Annotated in this window: 11 protein-coding genes; 8 read left to right on the plus strand and 3 right to left on the minus strand. The window is 62.9% G+C overall.

Annotation, left to right across the window (positions count from 1 at the left end; translation table 11 throughout):
* Positions 1-11 precede the first annotated feature (11 nt).
* Together QRN46_RS02970 and QRN46_RS02975 are read left to right on the plus strand one after the other, a co-directional pair.
* A complete protein-coding gene (locus QRN46_RS02970) occupies positions 12-1205 on the plus strand; it encodes a DUF3142 domain-containing protein (RefSeq protein ID WP_285354261.1) in 1194 nt (397 codons plus the stop codon).
* On the plus strand, positions 1192-3330 hold the full coding sequence (locus QRN46_RS02975; protein WP_201819720.1) for a tetratricopeptide repeat protein: 2139 nt from the start codon (positions 1192-1194) through the stop codon (positions 3328-3330). The genes QRN46_RS02970 and QRN46_RS02975 overlap by 14 nt, the downstream gene beginning before the upstream one ends.
* On the opposite strand, the gene QRN46_RS02980 is transcribed toward QRN46_RS02975, so the two are convergent.
* Complete coding sequence (locus tag QRN46_RS02980; protein WP_285354262.1) at positions 3327-3956, minus strand: LysE family translocator; 630 nt, start codon at positions 3954-3956, stop codon at positions 3327-3329. The genes QRN46_RS02975 and QRN46_RS02980 overlap by 4 nt on opposite strands.
* Positions 3957-4100: 144 nt before the next feature.
* On the opposite strand from QRN46_RS02980, the gene QRN46_RS02985 reads away from it, so the two are divergent.
* Complete coding sequence (locus tag QRN46_RS02985; RefSeq protein WP_007954205.1) at positions 4101-4574, plus strand: Lrp/AsnC family transcriptional regulator; 474 nt, start codon at positions 4101-4103, stop codon at positions 4572-4574.
* Positions 4575-4611: 37 nt separating this feature from the next.
* On the opposite strand, the gene lpdA is transcribed toward QRN46_RS02985, so the two are convergent.
* Positions 4612-6012 (minus strand): dihydrolipoyl dehydrogenase, encoded by a 1401-nt coding sequence (gene lpdA / locus QRN46_RS02990; protein WP_011336663.1) that lies wholly within the window; start codon positions 6010-6012, stop codon positions 4612-4614.
* A 210-nt stretch (positions 6013-6222) separates the two neighbouring features.
* Here lpdA and hflK (QRN46_RS02995) point away from each other — a divergent pair, with 210 nt between their 5' ends.
* The 5 genes from hflK (QRN46_RS02995) to cfaB all read left to right on the plus strand — a co-directional run bounded on the left by hflK (QRN46_RS02995) (position 6223) and on the right by cfaB (position 13536).
* On the plus strand, positions 6223-8169 hold the full coding sequence (gene hflK / locus QRN46_RS02995) for a protease modulator HflK (RefSeq protein ID WP_011336662.1): 1947 nt from the start codon (positions 6223-6225) through the stop codon (positions 8167-8169).
* The gene (gene hflC / locus QRN46_RS03000) at positions 8166-9212 is read left to right on the plus strand and encodes a protease modulator HflC (RefSeq protein ID WP_285354263.1); all 1047 of its coding nucleotides are present in this window, start codon (positions 8166-8168) and stop codon (positions 9210-9212) included. The genes hflK (QRN46_RS02995) and hflC overlap by 4 nt, the downstream gene beginning before the upstream one ends.
* Complete coding sequence (gene hflK / locus QRN46_RS03005) at positions 9209-10267, plus strand: protease modulator HflK (protein ID WP_285354265.1); 1059 nt, start codon at positions 9209-9211, stop codon at positions 10265-10267. Before hflC ends, hflK (QRN46_RS03005) begins: the two co-directional genes overlap by 4 nt.
* Complete coding sequence (locus QRN46_RS03010) at positions 10264-12171, plus strand: heavy metal translocating P-type ATPase (RefSeq protein ID WP_285354266.1); 1908 nt, start codon at positions 10264-10266, stop codon at positions 12169-12171. The genes hflK (QRN46_RS03005) and QRN46_RS03010 overlap by 4 nt, the downstream gene beginning before the upstream one ends.
* 177 nt (positions 12172-12348) lie before the next feature.
* Positions 12349-13536 carry a C17 cyclopropane fatty acid synthase CfaB gene (gene cfaB / locus QRN46_RS03015; protein ID WP_285354267.1) on the plus strand — a complete coding sequence of 396 codons (1188 nt, stop codon included), beginning with the start codon at positions 12349-12351 and terminating at the stop codon, positions 13534-13536.
* A gap of 2 nt (positions 13537-13538) precedes the next feature.
* Here the strand turns inward: cfaB and cls are convergent, their stop codons facing one another.
* Entirely contained in the window at positions 13539-14978 is a 1440-nt protein-coding gene (gene cls / locus QRN46_RS03020; protein ID WP_011336657.1) for a cardiolipin synthase, read from the minus strand.
* Between the last annotated feature and the right edge of the window lie 70 nt (positions 14979-15048).

Genomic DNA, 15048 nt, shown 5'->3' on the forward strand with positions numbered 1-15048 from the left:
ATCTGCAAGGTATGCGCTTTATCATCGGGTGGGCAGCTCTGGTCGCTATGTTGTTGCTGTGTGCTTGTGAACGACAGGACGCAGTGCCGCTCGACCAGCAGCTTTACGTCTGGCAACGGCAATGGACGCCGGCCCATGAGCTAGCCCTGAACGACAGTCGCAGCGACTTTTCGACGTTGCGGGTCTTGGCGTTGCAGGCGTTCCCGAATGCCGGATGGAGCCGGGCACGAATCGATACCGCGCTGCTGAAACACGATGCCCGGCCGTTGATCGCGGTGATTCGCCTCGACGGCCAGCTCAAGGCGCTCGACCCGCAAGCGGTTACGGCGCAAATCCTTCAAGTGCTCGCTGACTGGCAAGGGCAGGGGCTCACGCTGGCCGGGGTCGAGATCGATCATGACGCCGGCAGTGCTCGACTGTCGGCCTATGCCGAATTCCTCGCTCACTTGCGCGGCGCATTGCCGGCCAGCCTGCCTCTGAGCATCACTGCGTTACCTGCCTGGCTCGACAGCCCGCAGTTGCCGGCGCTGCTGGCGACCGTCGACAGCAGCGCGTTGCAGGTGCATGCCGTCAGCGATCCGCGTCGCGGTCTGTTCGATCCCGAGCAGGCGCGGCGCTGGGCCAAGGCCTGGGGGCAGGTGACCGACAAACCGTTTTACCTGGCGCTGCCGGCTTATGGCGTGGCGTTGTTGCCGGAGGCCGATGGCGCCCCGGTGGTGGAAAGCGAAGTGCCGCTCGAGCGCGGTGGCCAGCGGCGCGAATTGCTCGCCGATCCGCAACAACTGGGCCGGCTGGCCATTGAACTTCGCGAGGATCGCCCGGCGCATCTGGCCGGTCTGATCTGGTTTCGCCTGCCGTTGGCCAACGATCGCAGAGCCTGGAGCCTGAGCACGCTGCGTGCGGTCGCCCGAGGCGATGCATTGAGCAGCCAGCTCGGCCTGACGTTCACCAATCAGAATGGCCTGCAAGACATCGCCCTGCGTAATGTCGGTAACCTCGACAGCGCCTGGCCCGCCCGCATCACCCTCAAGGCCCGGGGCTGCGAAGGGGCCGATGCGCTCGCCGGTTATGCGTTGCAACAGACGGCGGATCTGCTTACCTTCACCCGCCTGCGCGACGGCCGCCTGCCGGCGGGCGGGCAGCGGGCGATCGGTTGGGCACGCTGCGCAAATATTGATCAAGGAGGTTCGCATGTTGACCCGTAACTGGCCCCGCCATCTGCTTTGCCTGAGCCTCAGCCTGCCGCTGGGCTCGGCGCTGGCCTGTGGCCCGGACTTCCCGATGCGCCTGCTCGACGATCGCGGGCAATCGCTGGCGGAGCTGCCGGAGGGCAACTTCAGGTTCGAGATCAGTCGCCTCGGCAAAACCATTGCCGGGCTGAAGAACGTTACCGCCGCCACCCACAATCCGGATGACATCTACGCCGAGGCGCCAGATCCCGCCGAGGTGCGCGACAAGGCCGAGCAGATCGGCCTGACCCCTGAACAGCAAGCGCTGGTCAAGCAACTGCGCAGCCTGACCGATGCGCATCAGGTTGACGTGCAGGGCGCGAGCCTGCCGGCGGAACTGCGTCTGTATGTGGCGGGCGCGGTGGCGTTCGGCGCCGGTGACCATCAACTGGCGGTCGAGTATTTCCGTCAGTTGCTGGCGCTGCCGGCCGATCAGCGGGCGTTGCGCAGCACCTGGGCTGCCTATTCTCTGGGCCGGGCGTACTTTGCCATGAGCAGCGAAGCGGGCGACGCGCTCGAAGCCTGGGAAAACGCTATCGACGCGTTCCGCCAGGCGCGGCAACTGAGCATCGACGGCTTCAGCGATCCGCTGGAGCTGGGCGTGGCCAGCCTCGGCGAAGAGGCGCGGGCGCTGCGCATGGCGGGTGACTGGAACAACGCCATCAAGCTGTATGCCGCGCAAAACCTGCACGGCTCGAACGTCGGTTACACCTCGCTGAAGCAGTTGATGAACGAACTGGCCGAGGAGCCCGAAGATCGGCTGGCGAAATTGCTGCGCCGCGAAGCGGTGCAGCAACTGGTGACCGCCTCGCTGATTAGCCGCATTGGCTGGTCGTTCGGCGATGAACCGCCGAACGAGAAGAAGCTGGTCAAGGCCCTGCAAGCGAGCACGCGCGGCAGCCTCGATAACGCCGATCGACTGGCGGCGATGAATTATCAACAGGGTGATTACGCCAGCGCCAAGGCGTTCCTCGAACACGCTGGCGACAGCGGTCTGGCGTGGTGGCTGCGGGCAAAACTGGCGGTGCGCGATGGCGACCGGAACGCAGCGGCTGCGGCCTACGCGAAGGCTGCGCAAGCGTTCCCGCAGGGCGAATCCTGGGGCGAGCGGCGCACCGCCGACTGGAATCTCGAAACCGTGCAGCCCAAATGCCGGGTCGAAGGTGAAAGCGCAATTCTTGCGCTGCAACGTGGCGAGTACCTGCAGGCTTTCGACCAGTTGTATCGCAGCCAGCATATTTACTGGTTCGACGCTGCGACCGTGGCCGAGCGAGTGCTGACGGTCGATGAGCTGAAAAACTATGTCGATACCAACGTCCCGGCACCGCCCGCGCTGAGCCAGCAGGATCGCGACAATTACGTGCCACTGCCAGTGGCCGCCAGCCTGCGCAATCTGCTGGGTCGGCGCCTGTTGCGTGAGGGGCATTACGAAGAAGCGGTCGGTTATTTCGACAATGCTGATCTGCAGAACAAGGCCCGGCTCTATGGCCAGCAACGTCTCAAGGCCGACTCGGCTTGGTGGCCGACCAAGCGTGCCAGCGCGCTGTTCAATGCCGCGTGGACGGCCCGTGAGTGGGGCATGGACATCCTGGGCTACGAAATGGCCCCGGATTACGCGACCTTCGGCGGCAACTACAGCCTGGAAAAGACCGAGCTGAAAGTCGGCCCGCTGGTCAGCGAAGCCGAAGTGCAGCGTCAGAAGACCAGTGAAGCGCAGCCGGATGAGCGTTATCACTATCGTTTTGTCGCCACGGCGCTGGCCAGCCGTGCGGCAGACAATCTGCCGCACACCAGCCAGGCGTTCGCCGCTGTGTTGTGCTCGGCGGCGGGCTGGAACAGCAGCCTGGAAGAGCAGAGCGCCTTGTACAAACGCTATGTCGACGAAGGGCCGTACGTGCCGTGGGCCGTAGATTTCGGCCATCAGTGTCCTTATCCGGACTTCGAAAGTGCCGACAAGCGCTACGTCACTCAGGTGACCGACTCGGTGCGTTCGACACTGCGGCCGTACAAGTGGCCGGTTCAGATCGGAGCGATCGTAGCCCTCACCGCTGTGGCGTTGTTGCTGATCACCCGCCGCCAGCGCAAGGCCCGCAAAGCCTAAGCCTGCTGGACGAAGGTCAGGCGCACGGCGAAGCCGATCAACAGGCTGCCGAACAGCCACTGTTGCACCCGTTGGGCCGTCGGGCTGTGTTTCAGCCAGCGGCCCAGCGCAGCGCCGGTCAGGGCGTAGGCGCTGTCGAACAACAGACCGGCGCCCACCAGCATCGCGCCAAGCACGGCGAATTGCGTCAGCACCGGTGCGCCATTTGCCACGATGAACTGCGGCAGCAACACCGAGCAGAACAGCAACGCTTTCGGGTTGAGCAGGTTGGTCAACAGGCCGCGACGGATGGCGGCGTACCACTGCGCATGACTGTCCGTGAGGGTGCCGGCGTTCAGATCCGGCAGCAACGTGGTGCGCAGGCATTGAATGCCGATCCACAGCAAGTACGCCGCGCCGGCAATCCGCACGGCATCGAACGTCCACGGCGCCGCCTTGAACAGCGCCGCCAGCCCCAATGCTGCTAACGCGACGTGGCAACCTCGGGCAATCGCAAGACCCACCGCCGTGGCCAGCGCTGCGCCGCGTCCCTGACGGGCACCGGTTTGCAACAGCAGGATCATGTCCGGGCCGGGCAACAGAAAGACCACTGCCAGCGCCAGGAAAAACAGCCAGAGACTTGCCATGTCGCACCCCTTTCGTTGTCGATTCGGTCGCCTCAGTCTAGGGCCGAAAGGCAGGGCAGGTGGTTGCGTAGTCAGCTTCTAAAGGCCTCTGAATTGGCATAATCTGCGCTCTTTCACTGCGTAAACCATCAGGATCTGCCAACCATGAAACTCGATGCCTTCGACCGCAAGATTCTCGCCGCGCTGCAACGGGACGGGCGCCTGAGCAACGTGCAGTTGGCCGACGAAATCGGTCTGTCGGCATCGCCGTGCCTGCGCCGGGTGCGAATGCTGGAGGAGGCCGGGGTGATTCGCGGTTATCAGGCCAACCTGGATCGTGATGAAGTGGGGTTGGGGCTGACGGTGTTTGTCGGGGTCAAGGTCGAGCGGCACAACGACGAACAGGCCGAGGCGTTTCATCGGGCGGTCACGGCGTTACCGGAGGTGATTTCGGCGTTTCTGGTGTCCGGGGAATCGGACTTTCTGCTGCAAGTGGTGGTGCCGGATCTGCGCGCCTATGACCGCTTTCTCACCGGTTGCCTGTTGAAGCTGCCGGGAGTGAGCGATATCCGCAGCAATTTTGCGATCCACACGGTGAAGACACCCGGCGCGTTGCCGCTGGGGCATCTGCCGTCCTGATACTTCCCGCATTGCGCGGGAAGTATTCGCACAGTGCTTACATCTGCGTCGCCATCCCCTCGACATTCATCGCTGCCTGACGCAACGCTTCGGAGCGGGTTGGATGCGGGTGACAGGTCAGCGCGATGTCCTCGGCCGAGGCGCTGAACTCCATGGCCACGCAGAACTCGCCGATCATTTCGCTGACGCTCGGGCCGACCAGGTGCACGCCGAGGACTTCGTCGGTGCGCTCATCGGCGATGACTTTGGCGAAGCCTTCGGTCTCGTGATTGATCTTCGCCCGGCTGTTGGCGGTGAACGGGAATTTGCCGACCTTGTACGCCCGGCCTTCCGCCTTCAGCTGCTCTTCGGTCTTGCCGACGCTGGCCAGCTCGGGGCGGGTGTAGATCACGTTGGGAATCAGGTCGTAATTGACCTCGCCGGCCTTGCCGACGATCTGTTCGATGCAGGCCATGGCTTCGTCTTCGGCCTTGTGCGCGAGCATCGGCCCGGAGGTCACGTCACCGATCACCCACACGCCAGGCGCTTCAGTGCGATGCTGTTTATTGGCGAGCATGCCGCGTTTGTCGGTGCTCAGGCCGACGTTTTCCAGGCCCAGGCCCTGGGTGTACGGACGACGACCGATGGCCACCAGCACGTAATCGGCTTCAAGGATTTCCGCGCTGCCGCCAGCGGCGGGCTCCACGCTGAGTTGTACGCCGTTGGCCGATGAAGTGGCGCTGGTCACTTTCGAGCTCAGCTTGAAGCTGATGCCCTGTTTGCTCAGCGAGCGTTGCAGAGTTTTGCCGGCTTCGCCGTCGACGCCGGGGCAGATGCGGTCGAGGTATTCCACAACCGTCACCTGCGCGCCGAGCCGGCGCCAGACCGAACCGAGTTCGAGGCCGATCACGCCTGCACCAATCACCACCAGATGCTTGGGCACTTCGCTCAAGGACAGCGCACCGGTCGAGTCGAGGATGCGCTTGTTGTCGATCTCCACGCCGGGCAGGGGAGTGGGTTCGGAGCCGGTGGCGATGACGATGTCCTTGGCCGTCAGTTCGATGCGGCTGCCCTGATCACCGGTCACGCTGACTTTTCCGGGGCCGTCGATGTGGCCCCAGCCCTTGATCCAGTCGACCTTGTTTTTGCGGAACAGGAATTCAATGCCTTTGGTCAGGCCGCTCACGCTTTCGTCTTTCTGCTTCATCATTTGCGCAAGGTTGAGCGTGGGTTTGACTTCGATGCCGAGGTTGGCGAACTCCGCGCCCAGCGCCGCTTCGTAGAGCTCTGACGCATGCAAAAGCGCCTTGGACGGCATGCAGCCGACGTTCAGGCAGGTGCCACCCAGCGTGGCGCGGCCCTCGACGCACGCGGCCTTGAGGCCCAACTGGCCGGCGCGGATCGCTGCGTTATAACCGCCGGGGCCACCGCCCAGAATCACCACGTCATAGTTGCTCATGCTCTTGCTCCTGGCTGAAGGATGCGGATCAGTAAAAGTAGTTCGTGCTAAAAATTACGAACGTAATATGAGCGTTTCCCGACATTTCGGTCAAGGCTTCAGGCAAGCGACAGGTTGCGCATCTTTGAATGATGCAAATGAGTACAAATATTTCACGACTTTCGTTATATCGTAACGATATGTGCAGTGAGCCAAGTGTTTTGGGGGGATATGCAAGTCGATCTGGATGAAGGCACGCCGGTCACCGGGTTGCCGCGCTTTCAGCAAGCGGCGACGCAGGGCCGGCGTTTGCGTCGCCTGGCGATCGGTCTGGGTGCGTTGGCCGGGGCAGGGTGGGTGCTGGCGTTTTTTGTCGGACTGTTTGCGCCGCAATCGCTGTGGCCCGCGCTGCTGGTCAATCAGAGCGCGGCGTTGCTGGTGCTGGTGGCTAGCCTGCAATCGGCGTGGTGGGTGACGCAATGGCGGGCGCGGGTGATCAATCCCGTCGTGCCGATGACGGCTGCTGAAGAACCTGCGCCAGAAGGCTGGTACGAGCGACTGTTGGATCGGATGAGCCAGCGCAGTCTGCAACTGCTCGGGCAGATCGGCGCAGCCACGTTGTGGCTGGGCGGGTGGTCGTTGCTGGTGCTGCTGAGCGTCGAACAGACGTGGAATCTGACGCTGCCGGCGGCGGGTGTGGGGGTGTCCGCCACGGTCGGCGCGGCCATCGCGTTGCTCTTGGCGTTCGGTCTGCTGGTGCTGGAGCGACAGCTGGCCCAGGAAAATCCGGCGCAATGGCCCGAGGCCGGAGCGCTGGCGCAGCTGACTCGAGTGGCAATCATCAGTCTGGTGCTGGGCGCGTTGTGTTTGTTGTTCGTCAGTGACAGTGCAATCTGGCCGGTGCGGCTGGCAGTGTTGATTGGCATTTTGCCGGGGCTGGTTGCCCTGGAATTGCTGCTGCGTGCGCTGCTGTCGTTGTTCAGCCCGCGCCGTGAACAACTCGAACCGGTGCTGCTGGCGCGCAGTTTCGTCGCCGATCTGCTGCGCTGGCCGCCACAACCGTTGCTCGCGTTGCAGCATGAGTTGCATAACCGCTTCGGCATCGATCTGCGTCAGATCTGGGCCTTCAGTTACATGCGTCGCGCGTTCTTGCCGGTGTTGGTACTGGTGGCAGCGGTAGGCTGGTTGCTCACCGGCCTTCACGAAATTCCGATGCAAAGCCGTGGCATTTACGAGCGTTTCGGCAAACCGGTGCAGGTGTTCGGGCCGGGGCTGCACGCCGGTTTGCCCTGGCCGCTGGGGCGGGTGCTGAGTGTTGAAAACGGCGTGGTGCATGAACTGGCGACCAGCGTCGGCGAGAACCCGGCGCCCGTGCAGTTGGACCCGGCAGAAGGCCCGGCGCCACTCACCGCCAACCGTTTGTGGGACGCCAGCCACGTCAATGACAAGTCACAGGTGATCGCCAGCAGCCGTGGCGATCAGCAGAGCTTTCAGATCGTCAACATGGACGTGCGCTTCGTCTATCGCATCGGTCTGAGCGATCAAGCCGCGTTGGCCGCCACCTATAACAGCGCCGACGTGCCGACGCTGATCCGCAGTACCGCCAGCCGGATTCTGGTGCACGACTTTGCTTCGCGCACCCTCGACGGATTGCTCGGCGAGGACAGGACCGGGCTCGCTGAAGAAATTGGCCGCGCCGTGCAAAGCGATTTGCAGAAGCTCGACAGCGGCGTGGAAATTCTCGCCACGGTGGTCGAAGCAATTCACCCGCCGGCCGGGGCGGCCAATGCCTATCACAGCGTGCAGGCGGCTCAGATCGGTGCTCAGGCGTTGATCTCCCGCGAGCGCGGTGCCGCTGCCGAAGCGAGTAATCAGGCGCAGTTGCAGGCCAGCCTCGCTCGGGATCAGGCCAGTGCCAACGCCCATGAAATCAACGCCACGGCCCGGGCGGCGGATCTGAAATTCAGCGCTGAACAAAAGGCTTACGCCAGCGCAGGCCAGGCCTTCCTGCTGGAGCAATACCTCAGCCAACTCAGCCAGGGTTTGAGCAAAGCCAAACTTTTGGTACTCGACCATCGTCTGGGCGGCAGCAGTAACGCACCGACCATCGACCTGCGTACGTTCACGCTGCCGGCAGATCCGGCGCGCACCACCGCTCAGCCAGGAGCCAGCCATTGAGCCAGTCGCACACTCACGATCACCATGACCACAGCGGCCACGATCATGCTCATGGCAGCGGTCATCACCATCACGGGCATCATCACCATCACCACGGTGCGCCGGAAGACGCGGGGCCTTTTCCGTGGAAACGCATGGGCTGGGCGGGATTGCTGGTGGCGTTCGCCATCGCGGCGGCGAGCCTGGTGCAAGTGCGCTCCGGTGAAGCCACGGTCATCACCCGGTTCGGCAACCCGTCCCGCGTGTTGCTGGAACCGGGGCTGAGCTGGCGTTGGCCGGCGCCGTTCGAAGCAGCGATTCCGGTGGACCTGCGTTTGCGCACGACCTCCAGCGGCTTGCAGGATGTCGGCACCCGCGACGGTCTGCGCATCATCGTGCAGGCGTACGTGGCCTGGCAGGTGCAGGGCGATCCCGACAACGTGCAGCGCTTCATGCGCGCGGTGCAGAACCAGCCGGACGAAGCGGCGCGGCAGATTCGCACGTTTGTCGGCTCGGCACTGGAAACCACGGCCAGCAGTTTTGATCTGGCCAATCTGGTCAATACCGATGCCAGTCAGGTTCGAATCGCCGATTTTGAAGCGCAGTTGCGTCAGCAAATCGATCAGCAACTGCTCGCGACTTACGGCGTGCGCGTGGTGCAGGTGGGCATCGAACGGCTGACCTTGCCATCGGTGACCCTGACCGCAACGGTCGACCGGATGCGCGCCGAGCGTGAAACCATCGCCACCGAACGCACCGCCATTGGCAAACGTGAAGCAGCGCAAATCCGCTCCGCCGCCGAACGCGATGCGCGCATCGTGCAAGCCGATGCCACGGTGAAAGCCGCCGATATCGAAGCCCAATCGCGAGTGGAAGCGGCGCAGATTTATGGGCGTGCTTACGGCGGTTCGCCGCAGCTGTACAACTTGCTGCGCTCGCTGGACACCCTCGGCACCATTGTTTCACCGGACACCAAACTGATCCTGCGCACCGACGCCGCGCCATTCCGGGTGTTGGTCGACGGTCCGCCGAATCTCGACAACAAAAGCGGATCGCAGCCATGAATGAAGTTCCACGTGGAACACATTCGCTGAACAGTCCGTGGATTCAGGCGGGACGTCTGGCATTCTTTTCCCTTTACGCGGTAACCGTTCTGGCGGCATTAGCCTGGGCATTTTCCAATGTCCGGCAGATCGATCCGCAAAACCGGGCGGTGGTTCTGCATTTCGGAGCGCTGGATCGCATTCAGAATGCCGGGCTGTTGTTGGCGTGGCCGCAGCCGTTCGAACAGGTGGTTTTATTGCCGGCGGCGGATCGGGTGATCGAGCGCAGAGTGGAAAACTTGCTGCGCAGCGATCAGGCCCTGCAGGCGGATCGCGTGGCAACCTTCGCCACGCCGCTGAGTGATGCGCTGGCCGGTTCCGGTTATCTGCTCACCGGTGACGCCGGTGTTGTGCAGCTGGATGTGCGGGTGTTTTACAAGGTCACCGATCCTTATGACTTCGTACTGCAAGGCGAACATGTGCTGCCGGCGCTGGATCGAGTGGTAACGCGCAGCGCAGTCGCACTGACGGCGGCGCGGGATCTGGACACCATTCTGGTGGCGCGGCCGGAGTTGATCGGCGCTGATAATCAGGCGGCCGAACGCCGCGAACGGTTGCGCGGTGATCTGGTGCAAGGCATCAACCGACGTCTCGCCGAGTTGAAGGCGAGCGGGCAGGGCATCGGCATCGAAGTGGCGCGGGTCGATGTGCAATCGAGTCTGCCGGAGCCGGCGGTGAGTGCGTTCAACGCCGTCCTCACTGCCAGCCAGCAAGCCGACAAGGCGGTTGCCAATGCCCGCACCGAGGCCGAGAAACTTACCCAGTCCGCCAACGAACAGGCCGACCGCACCCTGCAAGTCGCCCACGCCCAGGCCGGTGAGCGCCTGGCCAAGGCCTCCGCCGACACGGCGACGGTGTTGAGCCTGGCCAAGGCGCAACAGCAGGGTACGGACCCGCAAATGCTGCTGCGTCTGTACCGTGAGCGGATGCCGAAGATTCTCGGGCAGGCCGGTTCGGTCACCACGGTCGATCCGAAAGACGATTCCCGCCTGATCATTCAGGGAGCCAGTAAATGACTGCCATTACCTCAGCTCCGAGCCTGTTGTCCTCGGCCGAACAACGCCGCGCCGCCCGCCAGTTGACCCTGGCGATGCTCGCCCTCGGCTTGCTTGGTCTGGGGTTGATCTGGCGCTGGTTGATGCCGGAACAGTCGGGCGTCAGTCAGTTGTTGCTCGGATTCGCTTCTTTATTAGTCGCGGTGCCGGTAATGCGTTCGGCCTGGTTCAGCCTGCGTTATCCGAGCCTGCACGGCATCACCGATCAGTTGATCGCCCTGGCGATGATCGGGGCCTGGGCCACGGGCGATCTGCTCACCGCGGCGTTGTTGCCGATCATCATGATCTTCGGCCACGTGCTGGAAGAGCGCAGTGTGATCGGCTCCCAGGAAGCGATTCATGCCCTCGGCCAACTGACGCGCAGCCATGCGCGCAAGGTGCAGGCGGACGGCTCGATCATCGAGGTCGACAACGGCACGCTCAAAGCTGGAGACAAAGTGGAAGTGCGCGCCGGGGATCGGGTGCCGGCGGACGGTCGGGTTTTATCCGGCCAGGCCAGCCTCGACACGGCGTCGATCACCGGTGAATCGGTGCCGGTGGAGGCGGGTGTCGGCATGGCGGTGTTCGGCGGTGCGATCAACCTCGACGGGCTGTTGCGAATCGAAGTGACCCGTACCGGGGATGAATCCACCCTCGGCAAGGTCATCGCGCTGATGCAGAACGCCGAACGCTCCAAGCCACCGATCACGCGTTTGCTCGAACGTTATGCCGGCAGTTACATGGTGCTGGTGTTGCTGCTCGCGGCGGTGACCTGGTTTATCACCAACGATGCACAGGCGATGCTCGCGGTGCTGGTGGCGGCATGCCCATGCGCGCTGGTGTTGTCGGCGCCGGCCACGGCGATTGCCGGGGTGGCAGTGGCGGCGCGGCACGGGATCCTGATCCGCAGTTCGGCATTCCTTGAGGAATTGGCGGATCTCACTTCGCTGGTCGTCGACAAGACCGGAACCCTGACGTACGGCACGCTGCGCTTGCAGTCGATCAACAGCCCGCGAGCGGATCATGGGTCGGTGATGGCGCTGGCTGCAAGCCTGGGTGCGGCGAGCAGCCATCCGGTCAGCCGCGCGCTGGCCGGACTGGTCAGCGCGGAAGAGGTGCTGGTGCTGACCGATATTCATGAGCGGCAGGGGTTGGGCGTAGTGGCCAAGACCGCGCAAGGTGAAGCAGCGCTCGGGCGCCCGGAGCTGTTTGCACAGTTGGGCATCCCGACCACGGCGATCCCCGAACACGATGGCCCGATTGCCGGGTTGGCGCTGAACGGCGAATTCCTTGCCTGGCTGTTGCTGGCCGACACCGTCAAACCGGAAGCTCGATTTGCCCTGAGTGAACTGCGTGACCTCGGATTGGGACGACAACTGCTGTTGACCGGCGACCGGCAAAGCGTCGCGCAGACACTGGCCAAGGATGTCGGCCTGCACGAAGTCGAAGCCCAGGCGTTGCCCGAAGACAAACTCAACCGAGTGCTCAAGGAAATCGACAACGGCTTCCGGCCGATGGTGGTCGGCGACGGGATCAACGATTCGCTGGCGCTCAAGGCGGGCGTGGTCGGAGTGGCGATGGGCGCGGGCGGCGCAGACATCGCGCTGGCGTCCGCCGACATTGTGCTGATTGGCAGTGACCTGCGTCGGCTCGGCACCTGCGTGCGCCTGAGTCGTCAGTGCCGACGGACTTTACAAGTTAACGTAATCATCGGTCTGGGCTGGACGCTGGCCATCGTGGTGTTCGCTGCTTTCGGCTGGCTCGGTGCGGCGGGGGCGATGATCGCCGCATTGCTGCACAACCTGAGCACGCTGTTGGTGCTGGGCAATGCCGGACGCCTGCTGCGTTTTCAGGAACCACTGCTGAAGCTGAAAGCGTCGGACTGATCAATTTTCGAACTGTGCGCCGCTCTCGCAGTCATTTGAGAAGGCGCACTGAACCAGGGATGACAGCGCCATTACAGCCACTGCGGCTGATAGTCGGCGACTATCAAATCGATAGCCTGCTAATTTTCAAGGATGGTCTACCCTCAGATCAGACGTCTGAAACCAGGGGGATATTCCATGCTCGCGCAACTTCCACCGGCCTTACAGAATCTGCAGCTTCCGCTTCGCCTGCGACTCTGGGACGGCCATGAATTCAATCTGGGCCCGACGCCCAGCGTCACCATCGTGGTCAAGGACCCGTTGATGGTGTCCCAGTTGACCCATCCAAGTCTCGACGCGTTGGGGGCGGCGTTCGTCGAGGGCAAACTCGAACTGGAGGGCTCGATCAGCGAAGTCATCCGGGTGTGCGATGAGCTGAGCTCCGCGCTACTCGATGAAGACGATGACAGTCAGCCGGTGCGCACGCTCCACGACAAGGAAACCGACGCCAAAGCCATTTCCTACCATTACGACCTGTCCAACGCGTTCTACCAGCTGTGGCTGGACAGCGACATGGCGTATTCCTGTGCGTATTTCGAAACCGGCAGCGAATCCCTGGAGCAAGCCCAGCAAGCCAAGTTCCGGCACCTGTGCCGCAAGCTGCGTCTGCAGTCCGGCGACTATCTGCTGGACGTGGGTTGCGGTTGGGGCGGACTGGCGCGTTATGCCGCCCGTGAGTTCGGCGCCAAGGTCTTCGGTATCACCCTGAGCAAAGAGCAACTGGCGCTGGCCCGCGAGCGTGTCAAAGCCGAGGGGCTGGAAGATCAGATCGAATTGCAACTGCTCGACTACCGAGATCTGCCCCAGGACGGGCGTTTCGACAAAGTGGTCAGCGTCGGCATGTTCGAACACGTCGGCCACGCCAACCTCGCCGAATACTGCAAAACCCTGTTCGGCGCGGTGAAAGAGGGCGGTCTGGTGATGAACCATGGCATCACCGCCAAGCACACCGATGGCCGCCCGGTGGGACGCGGTGCCGGGGATTTCATCGAGAAGTACGTGTTCCCCAACGGCGAGTTGCCGCATTTGGCGATGATCTCGGCTGAGATCAGCGAAGCGGGTCTGGAGATTGTCGACGTCGAGAGTTTGCGCCTGCATTACGCACGCACGCTGGACCACTGGAGCGAACGGCTGGAGGACAACCTTGAAGCCGCCGCGAAACTGGTGCCGGACCAGGCGTTGCGTATCTGGCGTCTGTACCTGGCGGGCTGCGCTTATGCATTCGCTCGCGGCTGGATCAACCTGCACCAGATCCTCGCCGTGAAGGCCCATGCCGACGGCAGCCATGAACTGCCATGGACCCGGGACGACATCTACAACCCTTGAACCTATAGAATCGGTGAAATCAGCCGGGCGATCCGCATGCCGACCTGTTGCAGGCGGTGGATCTCCCGGCTTTCTTCTTTGGCGACCTCGTAGGCCTGGGCGAAGTCGTCGTTGAGCATCTGTTCCACGCTGGCGGCGAATTCGCTGTCGACGGTCAGCAGCATCACCTCGAAATTAAGCCGGAACGAACGATTGTCCAGATTGGCGCTGCCGATGGCGCTGATTTCACTGTCGATCAACACCACCTTCTGATGCAGAAAACCCGGTTCATAGCGGAATACCCGCACGCCGGCGCGTACCGCTTCGAAGGCGTACAGGCTGGAGGCTGCGTAGACGATGCGGTGGTCGGGACGCGAAGGCAGCAACAGGCGCACGTCGACCCCGCGCAAAACTGCGAGGCGCAACGCCGCGAACACGGCTTCGTCAGGAATGAAGTAGGGGCTGGTGATCCACACGCGTTCGGTGGCGGCGTGGATGGCCTCAACGAAGAACAGCGAGCAGGTTTCGTAAGCATCCGCCGGGCCGCTGGCGAGCAATTGGCAAAGCACGCCGTCCTCTGGGTACGCGTCCGGCAGGATCAGCGGCGGCAATGACCGCGCGGCCCAGAACCAGTCTTCGGCAAATGACTCCTGCATGCACGCCACCACCGGGCCGCGCACCTGAACGTGAGTGTCGCGCCACGGTGCCAGCGGTGGCTTTTCACCCATGTATTCGTCGCCTACGTTGTGCCCGCCGACAAACCCGATCAGCCCGTCGACCACCACGATCTTGCGGTGGTTGCGGAAATTCACCTGGAAACGATTGAGCCAGCCGCTGCGGGTGGCGAACGCCTTGACCTCGACGCCGCCGTCGCGCAGCGCCTGAACGTAGCTGTGGGGCAGGGCGTGGCTGCCGATACGGTCGTAGAGCAAATGAATCACCACGCCTTCGGCCGCTTTCTTCAGCAGCAAGTCACGCAGGCGCTGACCGAGACGATCGTCGTGAATGATGAAAAACTGGATCAGCACCGCTTCCCGCGCCTGGTCGATTGCATGGAAAATCGCCTCGAAGGTGGCTGCGCCATTGATCAGCAATCGCACTTCATTGTTGGCCAGGCACGGCATGCGCCCCAGCTTCGGCATCGCCCGTAACGAGTCATAAGCATTCGAGGCGCGGGCAGTCAGGGCTTCTTCCACCCACGGCCGCCAGTTGAGTTCGGAAATCGCCTGGCGCATCTGTTCGTTGGCCTGGCGGCGGGCCTTGATGTAGCCATCGAAGGTGCTGCGGCCGAACACCAGATAAGGGATGAGGGTGAGGTAGGGAATGAAGATCAGCGACAACGCCCAGGCGATCGAGCCTTGAGCGGTGCGTACGGTCAATACGGCATGGATCGCGGCGATCGAGCCGAGGGTGTGTATCAGGGCGATCAGATAACCGAAAATGTGCGGTCCGAAATAATCCATGGGGCAACCTTGCTCCTGAAGATTCAATGCTTAACAGACCATGTTCCATGGCGATTGTCGCTATTTGTTT

This window comes from Pseudomonas sp. lyk4-R2A-10 (assembly GCF_030209075.1).
GTDB lineage: Bacteria > Pseudomonadota > Gammaproteobacteria > Pseudomonadales > Pseudomonadaceae > Aquipseudomonas > Aquipseudomonas glycinae.